Raw genomic sequence first — 20,217 nt, 5'->3', positions numbered from 1 at the left:
TTTAATTATTAAATTATGTTACAAATTTATCAATAATCGTGTTTATATTTTAATATTTGTTACACTTTTGTACTCAGAAATATACGAAGCATGAATAATCAGCAACAAAAATGGTTGTATTTAACCTTACTTTCTTTGGTTTGGGGTAGTTCTTTTATTCTGATGAAAAAAGCCTTATTGGGTGTTACACCAATACAGTTGGGTGCGTTAAGAATGATTTTTACTTCGATATTTTTATTGTTAGTCGCTTTTCCGTCACTTAAAAAAATCAAGAAAAAGCATTATAAATACATCGTTTTTACATCTATTGCCGGCACTTTTGTACCTGGTTTTTTATTTGCTTTTGCAATTACAACAATAGACAGCTCTATTGTTTCAATTTTAAATTCTTTAACGCCATTTAATACGCTTATTTTTGGTGCAATTGTATTTGGTTTCGGATTTAAAAGAACACAACTATATGGTATTTTAATTGGTTTAATTGGTACATTAATTTTGATTTTAAAAGGAGCAGCTCTAAATCCTGATCAAAATTATTGGTATGCGTTTCTAATTATTATAGCTTCGATAGGTTATGCTTTTAATGCTAACATGGTAAAAAAGTATTTAAATGATTTAAATGCTTTGTCTATTGTTACAGGTAATTTTTTATTATTGATTGTGCCTGCTTTTATCGTTTTAAGCTTTACAGATTTTTTTAAAAATTTTGATTTTAATAATAAGATTTTGATGCAGTCTTTAGGTTATTTAGCGATCTTATCAATTGTAGGAACAGGAATCGCAAAAACAATATACAATAAATTGGTTCATATTTCAGATCCAGTTTTTTCATCATCTGTAACATATTTAATTCCGTTAGTAGCTATTTTTTGGGGAGTTTTAGACGGAGAAAAGTTAAGTCCTCTTCAAATATTTGCTGGTGTAATTATACTTTTTGGAGTTTATCTAGTAAATAAGAAAAAATAAAAAGAGCCAAGAAATTAATCTTGGCTCTTTGTAAAATGTATGATTCTAAAGTTGATTAGTTAAAATCTGCATCAGAAACACCTTCATTTATTTTAATTTCTTTTACAACAAAATCTAAGTTCATTGGTCCAGATTTAATTCCGATTGCATGCGGAAACTTAACTCCGTTAACTTCTTTGTAATCAGAATAAACAGTTGGTGTTTTTACTTCTTTTCCATCTGGAGTTTTAGTAGTCGTAATTTCTTTAACTTTTAATCCGGTAGTTGCATCATAAAATACTTCTTTGTCATTAAACCCTAAAACATAAGCATTCTTACCATCTAAAGGCTCTATTCTTAAAAGTTTACCAGCGCTGTAAGCTAAATCACTAAAAAGTGCGTTACCGCTTTTAGCTTTTGTAATTTGTTCTGCAGTCATATCTTTTTTCTGACCTCTTGCAGAAGAATATCCTGTGGCACCATTAAAAACAGTTTTTTGCATTACATTACCCATAACCGCAATTTCTTGAGAAGATTTATTAGGTGCAGCAGCTTTCATTGTCATAACCAAAGGCGTGCCTTGTATAGTCGCATTAGAAACAATCATGGTAGTTTTTACAGCCATAACTTTGTCTTTACCACCAATAGCATCTAAATACTTATTAACTACAGTTTCTGCAGTCATTCCTTCAGGAATTGGCATTGTCATTTCTGGTTTTTCTGTAGGATTTCCTTCTTTATCAAAATAACTAATTACGTAATCAGTTTTTTCTAAGTTTTTAAGAACGTCAATTCCTCTACCAGTTACCATAATTCTAGCTTTATCTCCTCTAAAATATTTGATAGCAGCATTTTGAACATCATCTACAGTTACAGAGTTGATGTTTTTAATATAGTTAGCATAAAAGTCTTCTGGTAAATCATACAAAGCAATGTTTAAAGCATAACTTGCTGCAGTAGCAGGTTTTTGAACATCCATTACAAAACCACCAATGTATTCTTCTTTAGCATCTTGTAATTCTTTTTCTGTAACTTTTTGGTAACGAATTTTGTTAATTTCTTTTTTTATTTCTACAATAGCGCTATCGGTTACCATGTTTCTAACACTTGCAGTTGCTCTAAAAGTTGCTGTGTTGTTTTCTCTACTTTGGCTAATACCAGAGTAAGAACCATAAGTATAGGCTTTGTCTTCTCTTAAGTTGTTAAAAAGTCTTGCAGAACCACCGCCACCAAGAATCTTATTGGCTAATAAAGCAGCGTAATAATCTTTGTCTCCTAAAGTTAAATCTGTAGTATTAATTACAGAAATTTCAGATTGTTTTGCGTTTGGCATGTTTACAAAACTAATTGCTGATGTTGGTAAATTTTTTGGAGCAGGATAAGTTGATGTTGGGATTTCTCCTTTTTGCCAACCTTCAAATAAATCTTTTACTAACTTTTTAGTTTCTTTTGGATTGATATCACCAACAATAATTAAATAAGCATTGTTAGGTTTGTAATATGTATTGTAATTGTTTTTTACATCTTCTAACGTAATCGCATTTACAGTTTCTTTGCTTGTAAATTCTCCGTAAGGATGATTTTTACCATACACTAAAATATTTTGAACTCTACCTGCAATTGCTGGTACATTTTTTTCTGTAGATTTTAAATTCTCTAAAGTAACTTCTTTTTCTTTGTCGAATTCCTCTTGAGAAAATGTAGAGTTTTTAACACCGTCTGCCATTAAACCCAAAACCTCTGGAAAATATTTTTTTAATGATCTAGCAGAAGCGCCAGTACTGTAATAACTTACACTTGCACCTAAAAAATCTACTTTTTCATTAAAATCATCCTTAGTAATATTAGTAGTTCCTCTACCTAATAAGCTTCCCATCATACCAGAAACACCAGAAATATTTCCTTCTAAATAAGGTTTATTGTCTATTCTTAAAGTAGCAGAAACTCTAGGTAATTTATGGTTTTCTACCATAATTACTGTTAATCCGTTGTTTAAAGAGAATTTTTCTGCACTTCCTAATTTTACAACAGGATCTGGTCCTGGTGTAGGCATTTTACTTCTGTCTATTTGCGCATTTGTGGCAAAAGACATGGTTATAACTGCTATAATTGATAAAATTTTTGTCTTCATCTTTCTTAATTATTTTTTCTTTGGTAAGTACTCTAAGATTAATCTTTGATTCTTGTTTAAATATTTTTTTGCAACTTCTCTAATTTCTTCACGAGTAATAGATCTATAAATATCTATTTCAGAATTTATTAAATTAGTATCACCGTACATTACGTGGTATCTAGCCAAAGAATTTGCAATACCTACCACACTAGAATTTGAGTTTACGTAATTGTTTTCAAATTGATTTTGAATTTTTTGGTAATCTTTTTCAGAAATTAAATCTGTTTGAATTTTTAAAATTTCTTCATCAATTTCTTTGATTAAATCCATTAAAGGAGTTTTTCCTAAAGGAATACCAAAAAGTGCGTACACACCATAATCTTGCTGAGAAACATTTGCAGCTTGTACAGCTAAAGCCATTTTCTTTTTATCGACAATTTTTTTGTATAAAACAGAACTTTTACCACCGCTTAAATATGTAGAAATCATATCTAAAACCTTAGAATCTCTTGTTTTAAAAGAAGGAGTTCTATAAGCCGCTACAATTGCAGGAATTTGAATATTCTCGTCATAAGCTTTAGCTTTAAACTCTTTTGTAATAGGTTCTTCTTTTGGGAAAGTTCTTACTACTTCTTCACCTCTTGGAATTGGCCCAAAATAATCTTCAATCATTTTTTTAGTAGCAGCAATATCCATATCACCAGCAACTACTAAAGTTGCATTGTTTGGTACATAGTATTTTTTGTTAAAAGCTAAAAACTCTTCTAAGGTAGCAGCATCTAAATGATCCATATACCCAACATTTGGATCTTTATAAGGATGTACTTTAAAGATGTTTTTAGATATTTCTGGCAAAAGATTAGAATAAGGTCTTGTACGTTGTCTTTTTTCTTCTTTTACAACTTCATTCTGAATGTCTACACCTTCTTGTTTGATAATTGGATGCAATAAACGTTCAGATTCCATCCATAAACCTAATTCTAATTTATTAGAAGGAAAAATTTCATAATAGTAAGTTCTATCTTGAGATGTGTTTGCATTATTTCTTCCTCCGTTAGAAGAAACAATTTTAAACCATTCTCCTTTTTTTATGTTTTTAGTTCCTTCAAATAATAAGTGTTCAAAGAAATGTGCAAAACCTGTTCTTTTTCTGTCACCATCTTTACCACCAACACCATACATTACAGAAGTAATAATTACTGGGGCAGATTTGTCTTGATGCAGTATTACATGTAGTCCGTTGTCTAACTTGTACTCTTCAAACTCAACCTTTTGTGCGTTTGCAGAAAATGCAATCAACAATGCTGAAGCAAGAGATAAAATACTTTTTTTCATTTATTTTTTATTTAATTAATAGTTGATGCTTTGTATGACGCAGATAAATTATCTTTGTTACAACAAATTAACTTTTTTTGTAAGTTATTTTCAAAAATAGTGAGAATCTTATAAAATATAAAGAGCAAACCGTGTTTATTTGCTTGATTATTAAATAGTTTATTTTTTCACAGCAATGTTGTAGAGTTGCAAAAAATATGTATATTTGCATCCGCATTTTCTATAGAGAAAGTGTATAATAAGTATAAATACGCAAAACAAATAGTATGTACGCAATCGTAGAGATAGCAGGGCAGCAGTTTAAAGTAGCAAAAGACCAAAAAGTATACGTTCACCGTTTACAAGGAGAAGAAGGATCAGAAGTAAGTTTTGATAACGTTCTTTTACTTGATGACAATGGAAGTGTATCGATTGGCGCCCCAGCTATAGAAGGAGCCGCAGTAACGGCCAAAATTTTAAGTCACTTAAAAGGTGATAAAGTAATCGTTTTCAAGAAGAAAAGAAGAAAAGGTTACCAAAAGAAAAATGGACATAGACAAGCTTTAACAGAGATTCAAATTGAATCTATTGCTGCTTCTGGTGCTAAAAAAGCAACTAAGAAAGCTGCAACTAAAAAAGCGGCTGCTCCAAAGGCAGAAGCTAAAAAAGCTGCTCCAAAGAAATCTTCTAAAGGAGATGACTTAAAGAAAATTGAAGGTGCAGGTCCTAAAGCTGCTGAAGCTTTAGTAAACGCAGGTTTAGATACTTTTGCAAAAGTAGCTAAAACTGAAGCATCTAAATTAAGTGAAATTTTATCTGAAGCAAGTTCAAGATTATCTCACATTGTGACTGATACTTGGCCAAAACAAGCTGGTTTAGCTGCAGAAGGTAAATGGGATGAATTAAAAGAATTACAAGATAGATTAGACGGAGGTATTGAAAAATAAATCCTTATAGTTTAACTTTAACCTATAAAAACTCAATAACATGGCACATAAAAAAGGTGTAGGTAGTTCGAAGAATGGTAGAGAATCAGAATCGAAACGACTAGGAGTAAAAATATTTGGAGGACAAGCTGCAATTGCAGGTAACATTATTGTTCGTCAAAGAGGTACTACGCACAATCCAGGAGAAAACGTTTACATGGGTAAAGATCATACTTTACATGCAAAGGTTGATGGAATTGTAGAATTTCAAAAGAAAAGAGATAACAGATCTTACGTATCTGTAACTCCATTTGAAGCTTAAGATTTAAGTTTTCAAAAAGTATAAAAGCTCAAACATTAATTTGTTTGAGCTTTTTTTGTGCTTACGGTTGTTAATGAACTTGTTTGTATTTTGTACTTTTACGCTCATGAAATTTCTATACAATTTAGCACTTTTTAAAGCAACTATTTTACTGCCAATAATTGGTCTTTTTAATAAAAAAATTAAGCTTTTTATAAATGGAAGAAAAGAAACCTTTTCTAAAATTGAAGTTCTAAAGAATAAACAAACAATTTGGTTTCATGCAGCTTCATTAGGCGAGTTTGAACAAGCTAGACCTGTTATAGAAGAGTTAAAAAAAGGTAATAATAATTACAAAATATTAGTCACTTTTTTTTCACCGTCGGGTTATGAAATAAGAAAAAATTACAAGCTGGCAGATGTTGTTTGTTACCTTCCTTTAGATACAAAGTCAAATGCGAAAAAGTTTATAGAAATTGTAAACCCCAAAATGGCAATCTTTATAAAGTATGAATTTTGGCCAAATATTCTAAATGAGTTAAAATCAAAAGAAATTTCTACAATTTTAGTTTCTGGTATTTTAAGAGAAAAACAATTATTTTTTAAAAGTTACGGAGGTTTTATGAGAGAGTCTTTAAAGGCTTTTCATCATTTTTTTGTGCAAAATCAAGAATCTAAAAAATTACTAAATTCAATTGATTTTAACAATGTAACCGTTGCTGGTGATACACGTTTTGATAGAGTTTCAAAAATTTTAGAACAAGATAATTCCTTAGATTTTATAACAGAATTTAAAAATGGAAAATATACAATTGTTGCAGGAAGTACTTGGCAAGAAGATGAAAACTTATTGGTAAATTATATTAACAATAATGCAGAAGAAGATGAGAATTTTATCATTGCACCACACAATATTAAAGCAGATGCAGTTTTAGAATTGCAAAAATCAATCAATAAAAAAACAGTATTATTTTCTAATAGATCAGATAAAAATCTTTCAGAATATCAAGTTTTTATTATCGATACAATTGGTATTTTAACTAAAATTTACGCTAATGCAAACGTTGCTTATGTTGGCGGAGGTTTAAAAACTGGCTTGCATAATATTTTAGAACCTGCAACTTTTGGAATTCCTGTAGTTATTGGAAATAAATACGACAAATTTAAAGAAGCAGTAGACTTGGTCAAAATAGGTGGTTGTTTGTCAATAAATAATCAGAAAGAATTCACAGAATCTTTGTTAAAATTAAAAGAAGATCAAAGCTTTAGAAATTTAACTGGTGTTATCAATAAGAGGTATATAAAAGACAACCTTGGTGCAACAGAACAAATTATAAATTATTTAAACAATAAAATTTAATAAGAGTTTATTTGTTTTTATCTCTTTGGATAAAATATAGAATAAATAAAAATAGATTAATTATGGATATTATTTTACAACCTTGGGCTTGGTATGTTGGCGGGCCGTTAATTGCAATTTCGTTGCTTTTGTATTTTTATTTCGGTCAAAACTTTGGGGCTTCTACTAATTTTGAAACCTTATGTACAATGGCTGGTGCAGATAAATTTTCTGATTATTTTAAAAAAGATTGGAAAGATAGAGATTTTGCATTGCTATTTGTAGTTGGTTTAATTATTGGTGGTTTTATTTCAGCATATTTTTTAACACCAAATCAAACAATAGATTTAAACCCGAAAACTGTAAACGAGTTAAGTGAGCTAGGTTTTTCTAATATTGGCAATCAATATTTTCCTGATGAAATTTTTGGTGATGCTGCTGTTTTTTCTCTAAAAGGTTTTTTAATATTATTAATTTCTGGTGTATTTGTAGGTTTTGGTACGCGATATGCTGGCGGATGTACTTCTGGCCATGCAATTACAGGTTTAAGTAGCCTACAATTGCCTTCTTTATTAGCGGTTATTGGCTTTTTTATTGGCGGAATAATAGCAACTTGGTTTATAGTACCTTTATTGTTTTAGTAGATACATCACCAATAAATAAAATTCAATTTATCTTTTTGTGCTCAGTCAAGAAGCAAATCAAAAGTTATAAAAATATAATTAAATGAAAAACATCAAATTTTTAATATTAGGAATCTTTTTTGCAATTGTGTTAAGTAAGACTCAAGCAATCTCTTGGTTTCGCTTTTACGAAATGTTTAAGTTTCAATCTTTTCATATGTATGGTATTATTGGCGGTGCTGTATTGATTTCTGCAATTTTTATGCAGTTATTTAAAATCGGAAAAATTAAAGATATAAACGGTAATAAAATAGTGCCAAAACCAAAGAAAAAAGGTTTTGTAAGAACAATTTTAGGAGGAACATTTTTTGGTTTAGGTTGGGGTATTTCTGGTGCTTGTGCAGCCCCAATTTTTGTTATTCTTGGGTTTAAATTGATGCCTGCATTAATCTTATTAGTTGGCGCTTTATTAGGTACCTTAATTTATGGTATGCTAAGTAAAAAACTACCAAATTAATGGAACGTCATTGGAAAATTTCTGACACAGAATTTGAAACAAAGTTTACCAATAATACTTTTAAACCTTTATGGTTTACGCACGAGGCACATTTGCGATTAGCTTGGATTTATATTACAAAATATGGTAAAGAAATTGCTTTTAAAAAATACAGTGAACAATTAAAAGCTTTTGCAGATAAATATAATGCAGACGGAAAATACAATGCAACAGTTACTTATGCTTCTATAGAAATTATGCACAAGTACATTCAGAATTCTAATGCCTACGATTTTCAAGATTTTATAAAGGAATTCTCAAAATTAAAAACTAATTTTAAAGAAATTATTGCCTCGTTTTATTCTGGTAATATTTTTACATCAAAAGAAGCAAAACAACAAATTTTACAACCAGATTTAAAATCTTTTAATGAGTAAACTTGTAGACAATTTTGGGCGACAAATGGAATACGTTCGGTTAGCAGTAACCGACCGTTGTAATTTACGTTGTCAATATTGTATGCCTGCTCATGGTATAGACATTGTGCCAAGACAAGAGCTATTAACCTTTAAAGAAATGTATCGTTTAATTCGTGTTTTAACAGAATTAGGCGTTAATAAAGTACGTTTAACTGGTGGCGAACCTTTTGTGCGTAAAGATTTTGTTGGGTTTTTAGAAATGTTGTCTTATAACGATCTGTTAGATGCTATAAATATTACAACAAATGGTGCGTTAATTTCACAACATATTGATAAAATTGAAAAACTTAAAAAAGTAAAGAATATCAATTTAAGTATCGATAGTTTACAAAGAGATAAGTTTGCCAAAATTACTAGAAGAGATGTTTTTCCTGAAGTTTATAAAACTTTTGAACTACTAGAAAAAAGCAGTTTAAATTTAAAACTAAATGTGGTTGTACAATCTGGTTTTAATACTGATGAAATTGTAGATTTTGTAAGATTAACCAAAGACAAAAATGTTGCAGTTCGTTTTATAGAAGAAATGCCTTTTAACGGAAAAGGGCAAAGAGATATGCAAGAAAACTGGACGTTTACTAAAATTTTAAATGAAGTTAAAACCGAGTTTTCTGTGGATGAAATTCAGTCCGAGAAATCATCAACCTCTAGAAATTATAAAGTAGAAAACCACTTAGGGACTTTCGGAATTATACCTGCATTTACAAGAACTATTTGTAACGATTGTAATAGAATTAGAATTACAAGTACCGGAACTTTTAAAAACTGCTTGTTTGATGATGGCGTTTTTAATTTAAGAGATTTTATTAGAAAAGGAGCATCGAATGAAGATTTAAAAGAACTTTTCTTAAGATTAGTAAAAGACAAACCAGAAAATGGTTTTATTGCAGAAGCAAATAGAAAAAACGGTGGTGCTTCTGAAAGTATGAGCACAATTGGTGGGTAATGGTTAATTTTTTAACTCATTATATATAATTGCATATCCTAATTTATTAAGATAAAAAAATAATTATGGAAAATAATATTAGTCACAAAAAACAATATTCTAAAAAAGAATTTAAGCTAGATTTGACCTGGAAACAGAAGGTTTTCGGGATATTTTTAACTTCTCTTGCATATGGTACATCAATTTATTTCTTAAACGATAGCCTAAGTATAACTAGTGCAATTATTCAAGGTCTGTTATTTGGAATTTTGTTTGTTCTCTTGTTTCCTTGGGTAATGAATAAAATGTTTGGAAATAAAATTAACAATATTATCCCTGATTTGCTTGATAATGAAAATTCTGAAGATGAAATTTTTGCAAACTTATTTAGAGGGTTTGAAGGGGTTGGAGGTAAAATATTTTTAACGAATCAAAGATTGATTTTTAAAAGCCATTCTTTAAATATCCAAAAAGGACAGACAAATATTGATTATAATGACATAGTTTCTGTTACAAAAAGAAAAACCTTCAAGTTAAGAGATAATGGAATCAAAATAACTACCAAAAAGGGTGATGAATATTGTTTTGTTGTGAATAACAGAAATGTTGAATTAAAAAATATTCTAGATAAATTAAACGTATGATTTTAGTTAAAGATGCAAAGGATATAATTTTAAATTCAGCCTATAACTTCGGAGTAGAAGAAGTTCCGTTTCTAAAATCTGTGGGTAGAATTTTAAAAGAAAATATTCTTGCAGATAGAGACTTTCCGCCATTTAATAGAGTTTCTATGGATGGAATTTGTATCGATTTTAACGCATTTAAAAACGGACAAGGAGATTTTAAAGTAGAAGGAATACAAGCTGCGGGAATTGAACAAATGACGCTTCAAAACAAAGAAAATTGTATTGAAGTTATGACAGGCGCTGTTTTACCAAACAATGCAAATACAGTAATTCGTTATGAAGATGTTACGCTTAAAAACGGAATTGCAACAATCAATATTAATAAAATAAATGATTGTCAGAATGTGCATGCAAAAGGAAAAGATAGAAAGGTTGATGATGTTTTAATATCAGAAAATAAAATAATTTCAGCGGCAGAAATTGGTGTTTTAGCAACGGTTGGTAAATCAACAGTAAAAGTTGCAAAACAACCAAAAGTAATGATTGTTTCTACGGGAGATGAATTGGTTGGCGTAAACGAAATTCCGTTAAAACATCAAATTAGAAGAAGTAATGTTTTTACGTTGGTTTCTTTGTTAGAAAGATTAAAAATTTCTTCCGATACAGCTCATATTACAGATGATAAACCCATTTTAAAGCAAAAAATAAAAGGTTTTTTAAAAGATTATGATGTGTTACTTTTTAGTGGTGCAGTTAGCAAAGGTAAATACGATTTTTTGCCAGAAGTTTTTGAGGAATTGGGTATTGAAAAATTGTTTCATAAAGTAGCGCAAAGACCGGGAAAACCTTTTTTCTATGGAAAAACTAATGAATGTAATATCTTTGGGTTTCCTGGAAATCCCATCTCAACATTTGTAAATTGTTTGGCGTATTTTTATCCTTGGTATTATAAATCTACAGGATTAGAAACAGAAGAAGAAACTGCAATTTTAGGTGAAAATGTATCATTTAAACCCAATTTAGAGTTTTTTTTACAAGTAAAATTAAAAAGTAAATTTGGACACTTAGTAGCTTTTCCGGTAAAAGGAAATGGTTCTGGAGATTTGGCAAGTTTGGTTAATGCAGATGCTTTTATTCAATTACCAAACGATAAAACTGAATTCAAAACCGGAGAAAATTATCCAATTATAAGATATCGCTAATTATAGTTTTTAATGTTTAGTTTTGAGTGATCAGTTAGATTAAGGCTATGAAAGAAAGTATTGTTCAGAAAAAGAGTTTTCAGTTTTCATTAAAAATAATATCACTCTATAAAATGCTGCAAAAAGAGAAGGAATTTGTAATTTCAAATCAAATTTTAAGAAGTGGAACTTCAATTGGTGCAAATATAGAAGAAGCACTTGCAGGTCAAAGTAAAAGAGATTTTACAGCTAAAATGTCAATTTCATCAAAAGAAGCAAGAGAAACTAAATACTGGTTACGATTATTAAATGAAAGTGAATTAACAAAACTAAATGTGAATTCATTAATTTTGGATATTGATGAATTGATTAGAATTTTAACTTCTATAGTTTAAACATCTCAACAGAATCTAACTAAAAACTAAGCACTCAACATTTAAAACTATTATATTGAGCAATTTTACCCACATCAACAAAAAAGGAAATCCTAAAATGGTAAATGTTTCTGATAAGAAAATTACCAAAAGAACAGCTATTGCTAAAGCAACTATGTTTTTAGGAAAAGAAGTAATTGCGAATTTTACAAATGATGAGTTAGTTACTAAAAAAGGACCCGTTTTTCAAACTGCAATTATTGCAGGAATTCAGGGTGTAAAGAAGACTTCTGATTTAATTCCAATGTGTCACCCTTTGCTAATTAACGGAGTCGATGTAGATATTGAAATTGTAGATTCAGAAAATATAGAAGTGTTGTGTAAAGTGACAATAACAGGTAAAACAGGTGTTGAAATGGAAGCTTTGACCGGCGCAAATATTACGTGTTTAACTATTTATGATATGTGTAAAAGCATCAGTCAGAAAATGGTAATTAAAGAAGTGAAATTGTTAGAAAAAACAGGCGGAAAATCTGATATTAAAAATGAAAAAGCATAGCAAACATACAAATTTAGAAAGAAGAAATAACGATAACCATGCGCCTAATGAAATTTCTATTTTAGGTGCAAATTGTAGCGTAATTTCAGATTTAGTACATCAAGTATCTAGAAAGTTGCCAAGTTATAAATTGGCCTATTTTGATGCTTCTCACGCGAAGAATGTAGAAGGAAATCAATTGTCAGAATATGTCTTTCATCATCAAGGAAACCTGCAAATTACAACTACAGGAAACTTAAATAAATATCAACAAAGATTAGATTTTGCCCAGTTTGATTATGTTTTTATCAACGGAAATCATTACCAAGGAGCCAAACAAATTTTAATTTTAGACGAAGCTAAAGAAGCTTCTGTATTAAAAAGGTTGTCGCAATTAGATAATATACAGTTTATTATAAAACTGAATTCTGAGACCGAATTTTTTGACTTTTTAGTTGAAAAATATCCAAATATTAAAAATAAAATATGTTATTCGATTGATGAAGTCGATGCAATTTCTAATCACATAAACAATTTAATTCAAGAAAAAATTGCACCAATAAAAGGGTTGGTTTTAGTTGGCGGTAAAAGTACAAGAATGGGTAAAGATAAATCTGAACTCAATTATTTTGGAAAACCTCAAAAAGAAGTGGCAAAAACACTTTTAGAAATTAATAATTTAGAGACTTTTTATTCTGTACAAAAAGCAGAAAATGAAAGTGAGATAGCAGATAGATTTATCGATTTAGGTCCTTTTGGCGGAATTTGTTCTGCTTTTCAGAAAGATCCAAATTCTGCTTGGTTTGTTTTAGCAACAGATCTTCCTTTTGTAGATGAAAGTATTATAAAATTAGTTTTAGAACGTAGAAATTCGTCTAAAGTTGCCACGGCAATTAAAGGGAAAAATAAAGATTTTCCAGAGCCATTAATTACTATTTACGAGCCAAAAGCATATCCATTATTATTACAATATTTGGCGCAAGGGTATTCTTGTCCTAGAAAAATGTTAATCAATTCTGATGTTGAAATTGTAGAAATTGATGATGATTTTATTAGAAATGTAAATACACCAGAAGAATATAGAGCAGCTAAAGAAGAGATTAGTTCATAAATGAAAATAGAGAAAAATCAACTTTTTAAACGTCAAATTACTTTAGCAGAAATTGGTGAAATTGGGCAAGAAAAATTGCAAAAAGCTTCTGTTTTAGTAGTTGGTTGCGGTGGTTTAGGAAGTCCGATTGCGGTGTATTTAGCATCAAGCGGAATTGGAAAAATGCATTTAATTGATTTTGACACCGTTGATGTTACAAATTTACATCGTCAAGTTTTTTATAGTTTAGAAGATTTAGGAAAATCGAAAGCAGCAGTTTTATCAGAATTTATAAAAAAAAGAGCGCCATTTACAGAGGTAAGTTTTACAAACAAACCAATTACAAAAAATAACGTTTTAGAACTGATAGAAAACGTAGATGTTGTTATTGATGGTACAGATTCTTTACCTACCAAATATTTAATAAACGATGCTTGTGTAATTAAAAGTAAGCCTTTGGTTTATGGTTCTTTATATAAGTTTGATGGTTATGTGGCTACGTTTAATGTACAGCAAAAAGACGGTAGTTATTCTGCCAATTTAAGAGATGCTTTTCCTAAAATGGCAACAGATATACCTAATTGTGAAGAAGCAGGTACCTTAAATGCTATTGTTGGTATTATTGCGATTGCACAAGTTAATGAGGTTTTAAAATTGATAACTGGCATAGGAAATCCGTTAATAAATGAATTGTTAATTTACAATTCGTTGCAAAACACACAATTAAAAATGAAGCTAAAAACATCAGTTTTAAAAGATAAAATCACGAAACTATTTAAGGTTCAAACGTATGTTGATGCCGCTTGTTCTGGCCAGAATTTAGATTGGCAAATAACATCAGAACAATTAAAAAATAGATTGGGCGATGAGAATTTAGAAATTATTGCAGTTTTAAATAATCTAAAATTACCGTTTAAAGTACAGCAAACGATTCATATTAATAAATTTAAAGCATCAGAAATTAAGGTTGATAAAAATAAAACGTATGTTATGGTTTGTCAGCGTGGTTTAAACAGTTATAGAGCTACTAAAAGATTAAAAAAAGAGTATCCAGATTTAGAAGTTTTAAGTTTAACTGGCGGAATTTCTTCTTACAAATAAATATTATTAATGAGTAAAGTACTAGATTTTTATATAAATACAAAAAAGGAATTAGAAGACGAAGCAGCTAGTTTAAAAAGAAAATCTATCAACTTAAGTGTTTTTAGATTTGCTGTTTTTATAGGAACTTTTCTTTTAATATATCTAACTTTAGGCGCTTATCCAGATATTTTTATTGTTGGGTTTTTAGGTGCAGTTTTATTTAGCTTTTTAGTAGTTAAACACATAGATTTACAACGAAAAAGAGCAATTATAAATGCAAAAATAGCTATAAATAAAGATGAAATTAGTGTAGCAAATGGAGAATTTCATCATTTAGAAACAGGTGAGGAATTTATAAATCCTACACATTTTTATAGTAACGACATCGATTTGTTTGGTAAAGGATCTTTTTTTCAGAATATAAACAGAACCAAAACAATAGATGGTAAACGTTTTTTAGCAAAGTTATTATCAGAAAATGTAACAACTTTTATTGAAAGTAAACAAAAAGCAATTAAAGAATTGTCTGAAAAAGCTATTTGGAGACAAAATTTTGCTGCTTTGGCAAGTTTAGTTTCTGTTAAAACAAATTCAAATTTTATAGTATCGTGGTTTTCTAATTATAAAAGTTTATTTCCTAAGGTTTTATCGAAAGTTCAGGTAGTATTTTCTTTGATTTCTATAGCACTTATTGGTTTAATTTCATTGGGATTTTTACCCTTTTCTTATTTAATATTTTGGTTTTTTATAGGTCTTTTTATAACAGGTAGATTTTTAAAAAAAACCAGTAATCTATATTCTGAAACCGATAAAGTTAGAGAAACCTTTAAGCAATATCATGTTTTATTAAATGAGATAGAGAATGAAAAATTTGATTCAGAAATATTAGTAGAAAAACAAACGATTATTAATTCTGAATCAAAAAAAGCATCAAAAATATTTAAAGAATTTGCAAGAATTTTAGATACGTTCGATCAAAGAAATAATATTTTAATTGCTGTTTTAGGTAACGGTTTGTTTTTAACTGAAATTTACAATGCATGCAAAGTAGAAAAATGGATTTCTAACTATAAACATGTTGTTGAAAAATGGTTTGAAGTGGTTGCTTTTTTTGATGCTAAAAATTCTTTAGCCAATTTTACTTTTAACAAACCTAACTTTGTTTTTCCAGAAATAGTTTCTCATCAGAATGTAATCGATGGTGAAAATTTAGGGCATCCTTTGTTAAATGCTTCAAAAAGGGTTGACAATGATTTTTCAATAAAAAAAGAAGCATTTTTTATTGTTACTGGTGCAAATATGGCTGGTAAAAGTACTTTTTTAAGAACTGTTTCTTTAAGTATTGTTATGGCAAATTGTGGTTTACCTGTTTGTGCTAAAAGTTATAAATATGCACCAATTAAGCTTATTACTAGTATGCGTACCACAGATTCTTTAACAGAAGATGAGTCTTATTTTTATTCTGAATTAAAGCGATTAAAATTTATAGTAGATCAAATTGAAAACGAAGATTATTTTATCATTTTAGACGAAATTTTAAAAGGAACGAATAGTAAAGACAAGGCAATTGGATCTAAAAAGTTTGTAGAAAAATTATCGAAATCTAAATCTACAGGAATAATTGCAACGCATGATGTAAGTTTATGCGCATTAGAAAATGAATTTAAAGATATAAAAAACTATTATTTTGATGCAGAAATAGTAAATAATGAGTTGCATTTTGATTATACTTTAAAAGACGGAATTTGTAAAAATATGAACGCCTCTTTCTTGTTGCAAAAAATGGAAATAATTTAAAAAAAGGTAGCTTAGTTAAGCTACCTTTTTTTTGGTTTTTAAATACTGTTTTTTGTGATTTCTACTTTCCAGATTTTGTTAGATGCTTGCGATTTATTTGCACCATAAGTTCCTGGATTCGATTCAAAAGCTTCTATTCCGCCAAATATATAGCCAACTTCAATTGTTTTTTTATCCGAAGAAAAACTCTTTGCAACATCTATAATTTCATCAGAATATTTACTGTAAGTTATTTCTCTATTAGGAAACATAATTGCTTCTGCGCCATAAAATGGAGCCGAATTTTCATCTTGATCTGTAAAAACATTATAGTCAAGCGTTTTTGGAGTGCTTTTTAAAGGTAAACTGCTAATATCCATAGAAATCTGAACACTAGAATTTGTAAATCCAGATAAATGATGTTTCGGAGCGCGTTTGCCATCACCAATTCCGCCAATTAAAAAAGACTGTAAATAATTGTTATTAGCATCAAATAAAACTACACTCGGACAAGAATAAACATTAAAGTTTTTTTGATTGTAAGCAGTATCGTATGTGTATAATTTACTGTTATTATTTGCCCAATTAGGATGCACATAAATTGCATCATTCCATGCTTCTAAAGTTTCTCCTGGTTTAAAAACTCCGGCATAAATAGCAATGCTTTTTTCTATTGAATTATTATCAGGGTTTTTATATAGTGATGGTAAAATTGGTCCATCTCTTCTTCTAAAAACTGAAATATTGTCTGAAGCATTACTTGTTGGGTCACTAATATCTGATATTGGTTCTTTTACCTTAACGTCTAAAGTAGCTATGTTTTCACTATTATTAGTTAAAGAGAAAGGATAAACTGCATCTACATATTTTTGACCTTCAGAAAATTTTGGAGCACTATTTCCAAAACTATGACCTAAAGAAAGGTATAGAACATCATCGAGAATATACAATTCGCCACCTGTACTAACTAATGTATCATTTTTACCAACTCTTAGTAAATCTGCCCACTCATTTTCGCTTAATGTTTTTTCTTTTACTAGTTTTATTAGATTACTAACATTTATTTTGGCAACATGATTGTAAGTTGTAAAACCTTTTTTAAGATCAGAAAAATCTGCAGGTCCATAGCCGCCAAGTGTGTATAAGTAATTTCCATCTTGTTTAACCAAGGCATTTGAGTTTTTAAAGATGGTTGAGTTTTCTTTTACTGTTTGTAATAATTGATAAAGTGGATTTGATTGTGCAGGAACACCATCTCTAATTGTGTTGTATTTGTTTTCAATTACAGAAATGAAATCTGTAAGTGTTAAGCTACCAGAAACTTCATCTTTTGCAGGATTATAAACATAAATAACATCGTTGTAAGAAGATTTTGTAAAAGAAGAACCAGCATAGTTTCCGTTTAAATTATGAATTCCGCCGTTTAAAGAGTCTAAAGAGTTTGTTCTTCCTGCAAACAAAAGCCACTCTTTACCATCTAAAGATTCGGCATGGGTAAAAGATTGCAATGCAGGTGCATTTGTGTTTTTTGCTTGCGTAATTTTTAAAACATATTCTGGAAAAACAGTATTAGAAACTTTTTCTTTGCAAGAATTGAATAAGAAAATCAGTAATAAAGCACCAAAAATTTTTGATAAATTAATTTTCATGATAGATAAGTTTGGTTAGTTTGTCAAATAACCGAAAAAATCTATTAGAAAATTAGCGTTGTTATAGCTGTTTTATAAACTAGGTAAATTTACTTGAAATTTAATTTTGCCACTCTAAAGTTTCTATTAAGTGTAAAATATCTTCTTTTACATAATCTACTGCAGGCAAAATAGAATCATAGTTTGGTTTTGCGTAAAAATATAAAGAACCTTTTAAGAAGTTTTTTGTACTATCTGTAACATGAAACTGTATGTTAGACGCTGCATTACCAGTAATTTCGTACATGCTACCGTATACTTTTTTTGTGTCGTTTAAAAAGTCTTTGGGTATAATTTGTTCTGCTTTTGTAGTGTGTTTAAAGACTAGTTTTTCTGCTTCTGTTAATAGTTCTTGTATGTTATTATTAACAGGTCTATATGTGATGTCTATTGATGCTTTTAACTTCGGATATTTAATAGTTATCCAATTGTTTTTTTCGTTAATTATTTTAGCGTGTTTTAAAACGTTAAAGGTATATGGTCTTTTAAGATCTAAAGTTTTATACTCTTTTTTTGGGTATTTTAGACTAAGATAAGCTTTAGGTTTTGGCAACACATCTTCTTTACAAGAAAGAAAAGTTGTTATAAAAAGTAATAATAAAATATTACGCATTTCTTGTAGCTTTTACTTGTTTAATTCTTTTTTTATCGAGTGCTTCTATGGTAAACGTATAATTTTTAAAAATTATTTTTTCTCCTTTTTTAGGAAACTTACCAGAAATCTCTAAAATAAAACCAGCCAAGGTTTCACTTTCTCCTTTCTCTTCTTCAAAAATTTCTTCGTCTTCATCATCTAAAACTTTGCAAAAATCTTTTATAGAAGTTTTGCCTTCGAAAATGTAATTATTATCGTCTATTTTAGAATATGATAAATCATCATCATCAAATTCATCATTAATATCGCCAACAATTTCTTCTATAACATCTTCTAAAGTTACTAAACCACTTGTGCCACCGTACTCATCTACAACAATGGCTAAATGATTTTTCTTTGCTCTAAAATCGCTAAGTAAATCGTCTAACTTTTTATTTTCTGGTACAAAAAATGGTTCTCTTAGTAGATTTTGCCATTTAAATGACTTCTTATTTAAATGAGCTAACAAGTCTTTAGCATATAAAACACCAATAATATTGTCTATACTTTCTTTATAAACAGGATTTCTAGAATAACCATTTACCAAAATCTTATTTAAAACTTCTTCGTAAGACTCATCATCAGAAATTGCAAAAATATCGATTCTTGGTTTCATTATCTGAACCGTTTCTGTATTACCAAAGTTAACAATACCTTCTAAAATCTTTTGTTCGTCTTTACTAGTTGCGCCTTGTGATGTTAATTCTAAAGCCTGCGAAAGTGTTTCTACAGAAAAATTACTTGCTTTGCTACCAAATTTTTTCTCTACCCATTTTGTAATAGCAATTAAAGGCATACTAAAAGGTGTAAGTAAAAAGCTAACAGACTTAATAAATTTAGACATTTTCCTAGAAAAGCCTAAAGCATTTCTAGATGCATAAACTTTTGGTAAAACTTCACCAAAAAGTAAAATTAAAAAGGTTACTAAAATAATTTCTAGTAAAAAACGAATAGAAACTGTAAATAAGTAAAGGTTTAAAGTAAAGTTAAAACTGCCAAAAAGTGTTTCTGCTAAAGAAGCAAATAATAAAACAATTAAAATATTTATAAAATTATTGGTTATTAAAATTGTTGCTAATAACTTTCTTGGTTTTTCTAATAATGTAACTACTATGTTTTCTTCTTTACCGTTATTAGAAAGTTCGTTTAAATCTGTTTGAGAAAGTGAAAAAAATGCAATTTCAGAGCCAGAAATTAAAGCAGAACTAATTAGTAATGCAATTAAAGCAATGCTATTTAAAGTTGTAAAAAGGTCTATTGATGCTAAAAATATAAATATATGATTGGGATCTGGATCCAAAATTATGTGTTATTAATTAGTAATTAAAATGGTAAATCGTCACTTTCTTCTTCTTGAACAATTGGCTTAGGTGTATTTTGTACTGGTGTATTTTGTTGTGCAGCCATTGTGTTGTTTTCAGAATTCTTCTTAGATGATAACATCGTCATTTCAGAAACAAGAACCTCTGTAGAGTAGCGTTTTACGCCATCTTGTTCCCATTGCCTGTTTTTAAGTTTTCCTTCAACATAAACCTTATCTCCTTTAGATAAGTATTTTTCGCAAATTTCTGCTAACTTATTTCTTACAACAATATTATGCCAATCTGTATTGGTTACTTTTTCTCCGGTTTGTTTATTTGTATAACTTTCTGATGTTGCAATAGGAAAGCGACCAACACTATTTTTGTCATCAAAATAATGCATTTTAACATCGTCACCTAAATTACCAATAAGTATAACTTTATTTATTGTACCTGCTGCCATAATAA

At 29.2% G+C, this 20,217-nt stretch carries 21 protein-coding genes; 15 read left to right on the top strand and 6 right to left on the bottom strand.

Features of this window, described 5'->3' with window-relative positions; genetic code table 11:
- Window positions 1-90: 90 nt before the first annotated feature.
- Window positions 91-966 carry a DMT family transporter gene (locus WG950_RS08135; RefSeq protein ID WP_340931549.1) on the top strand — a complete coding sequence of 292 codons (876 nt, stop codon included), beginning with the start codon at window positions 91-93 and terminating at the stop codon, window positions 964-966.
- 55 nt (window positions 967-1,021) lie between these two features.
- Here the strand turns inward: WG950_RS08135 and WG950_RS08130 are convergent, their stop codons facing one another.
- Together WG950_RS08130 and WG950_RS08125 are read right to left on the bottom strand one after the other, a co-directional pair.
- On the bottom strand, window positions 1,022-3,076 hold the full coding sequence (locus WG950_RS08130; RefSeq protein ID WP_340931548.1) for an insulinase family protein: 2,055 nt from the start codon (window positions 3,074-3,076) through the stop codon (window positions 1,022-1,024).
- 9 nt (window positions 3,077-3,085) lie between these two features.
- Window positions 3,086-4,393, bottom strand: a complete 1,308-nt coding sequence (locus WG950_RS08125; RefSeq protein ID WP_077810865.1) for a M16 family metallopeptidase — start codon at window positions 4,391-4,393, stop codon at window positions 3,086-3,088.
- 266 nt (window positions 4,394-4,659) lie between these two features.
- Here WG950_RS08125 and rplU point away from each other — a divergent pair, with 266 nt between their 5' ends.
- The 14 genes from rplU (at window position 4,660) to WG950_RS08055 (ending at window position 16,147) form a co-directional block, all read left to right on the top strand.
- Entirely contained in the window at window positions 4,660-5,319 is a 660-nt protein-coding gene (rplU, locus tag WG950_RS08120; RefSeq protein ID WP_077810866.1) for a 50S ribosomal protein L21, read from the top strand.
- 40 nt (window positions 5,320-5,359) lie between these two features.
- The gene (gene rpmA, locus WG950_RS08115) at window positions 5,360-5,620 is read left to right on the top strand and encodes a 50S ribosomal protein L27 (RefSeq protein WP_015481656.1); all 261 of its coding nucleotides are present in this window, start codon (window positions 5,360-5,362) and stop codon (window positions 5,618-5,620) included.
- 106 nt (window positions 5,621-5,726) lie between these two features.
- Complete coding sequence (locus tag WG950_RS08110; protein ID WP_340931542.1) at window positions 5,727-6,959, top strand: 3-deoxy-D-manno-octulosonic acid transferase; 1,233 nt, start codon at window positions 5,727-5,729, stop codon at window positions 6,957-6,959.
- A 62-nt stretch (window positions 6,960-7,021) separates the two neighbouring features.
- Entirely contained in the window at window positions 7,022-7,579 is a 558-nt protein-coding gene (locus tag WG950_RS08105) for a YeeE/YedE family protein (RefSeq protein ID WP_340931540.1), read from the top strand.
- A gap of 85 nt (window positions 7,580-7,664) precedes the next feature.
- Window positions 7,665-8,078, top strand: a complete 414-nt coding sequence (locus WG950_RS08100) for a DUF6691 family protein (protein WP_340931538.1) — start codon at window positions 7,665-7,667, stop codon at window positions 8,076-8,078.
- The gene (locus WG950_RS08095) at window positions 8,078-8,494 is read left to right on the top strand and encodes a hypothetical protein (RefSeq protein ID WP_340931536.1); all 417 of its coding nucleotides are present in this window, start codon (window positions 8,078-8,080) and stop codon (window positions 8,492-8,494) included. The genes WG950_RS08100 and WG950_RS08095 overlap by 1 nt, the downstream gene beginning before the upstream one ends.
- Window positions 8,487-9,479, top strand: a complete 993-nt coding sequence (moaA, locus tag WG950_RS08090; protein ID WP_340931535.1) for a GTP 3',8-cyclase MoaA — start codon at window positions 8,487-8,489, stop codon at window positions 9,477-9,479. The genes WG950_RS08095 and moaA overlap by 8 nt, the downstream gene beginning before the upstream one ends.
- 65 nt (window positions 9,480-9,544) lie before the next feature.
- On the top strand, window positions 9,545-10,102 hold the full coding sequence (locus WG950_RS08085; protein WP_340931533.1) for a GRAM domain-containing protein: 558 nt from the start codon (window positions 9,545-9,547) through the stop codon (window positions 10,100-10,102).
- Window positions 10,099-11,286 (top strand): molybdopterin molybdotransferase MoeA, encoded by a 1,188-nt coding sequence (locus WG950_RS08080; protein ID WP_340931531.1) that lies wholly within the window; start codon window positions 10,099-10,101, stop codon window positions 11,284-11,286. The genes WG950_RS08085 and WG950_RS08080 overlap by 4 nt, the downstream gene beginning before the upstream one ends.
- Before the next feature lie 47 nt (window positions 11,287-11,333).
- Complete coding sequence (locus WG950_RS08075) at window positions 11,334-11,660, top strand: four helix bundle protein (RefSeq protein ID WP_340931529.1); 327 nt, start codon at window positions 11,334-11,336, stop codon at window positions 11,658-11,660.
- A gap of 55 nt (window positions 11,661-11,715) precedes the next feature.
- Complete coding sequence (gene moaC / locus WG950_RS08070) at window positions 11,716-12,198, top strand: cyclic pyranopterin monophosphate synthase MoaC (RefSeq protein ID WP_340931527.1); 483 nt, start codon at window positions 11,716-11,718, stop codon at window positions 12,196-12,198.
- Window positions 12,185-13,288, top strand: a complete 1,104-nt coding sequence (locus WG950_RS08065) for an NTP transferase domain-containing protein (protein ID WP_340931525.1) — start codon at window positions 12,185-12,187, stop codon at window positions 13,286-13,288. Before moaC ends, WG950_RS08065 begins: the two co-directional genes overlap by 14 nt.
- Complete coding sequence (locus WG950_RS08060; protein ID WP_340931524.1) at window positions 13,289-14,368, top strand: HesA/MoeB/ThiF family protein; 1,080 nt, start codon at window positions 13,289-13,291, stop codon at window positions 14,366-14,368.
- A 9-nt stretch (window positions 14,369-14,377) separates the two neighbouring features.
- Window positions 14,378-16,147, top strand: a complete 1,770-nt coding sequence (locus tag WG950_RS08055; protein ID WP_340931522.1) for a MutS-related protein — start codon at window positions 14,378-14,380, stop codon at window positions 16,145-16,147.
- A 38-nt stretch (window positions 16,148-16,185) separates the two neighbouring features.
- On the opposite strand, the gene WG950_RS08050 is transcribed toward WG950_RS08055, so the two are convergent.
- The 4 genes from WG950_RS08050 to WG950_RS08035 all read right to left on the bottom strand — a co-directional run bounded on the left by WG950_RS08050 (window position 16,186) and on the right by WG950_RS08035 (window position 20,212).
- The gene (locus tag WG950_RS08050; RefSeq protein WP_340931521.1) at window positions 16,186-17,775 is read right to left on the bottom strand and encodes a hypothetical protein; all 1,590 of its coding nucleotides are present in this window, start codon (window positions 17,773-17,775) and stop codon (window positions 16,186-16,188) included.
- Window positions 17,776-17,875: 100 nt separating this feature from the next.
- The gene (gene gldD, locus WG950_RS08045; protein ID WP_340931520.1) at window positions 17,876-18,427 is read right to left on the bottom strand and encodes a gliding motility lipoprotein GldD; all 552 of its coding nucleotides are present in this window, start codon (window positions 18,425-18,427) and stop codon (window positions 17,876-17,878) included.
- Complete coding sequence (gene gldE / locus WG950_RS08040) at window positions 18,420-19,748, bottom strand: gliding motility-associated protein GldE (RefSeq protein WP_172830874.1); 1,329 nt, start codon at window positions 19,746-19,748, stop codon at window positions 18,420-18,422. Before gldE ends, gldD begins: the two co-directional genes overlap by 8 nt.
- A gap of 23 nt (window positions 19,749-19,771) precedes the next feature.
- Window positions 19,772-20,212: a single-stranded DNA-binding protein gene (locus WG950_RS08035; protein WP_340931519.1), complete on the bottom strand. Its 441-nt coding sequence runs from the start codon at window positions 20,210-20,212 to the stop codon at window positions 19,772-19,774.
- Window positions 20,213-20,217 lie beyond the last annotated feature (5 nt).

The organism is Polaribacter marinaquae (genome assembly GCF_038019025.1).
Classification (GTDB): Bacteria; Bacteroidota; Bacteroidia; order Flavobacteriales; family Flavobacteriaceae; genus Polaribacter; species Polaribacter marinaquae.
The sequence above is the reverse complement of the archived record's forward strand: the minus strand, read 5'-3'. Positions and strand labels throughout refer to the sequence as shown.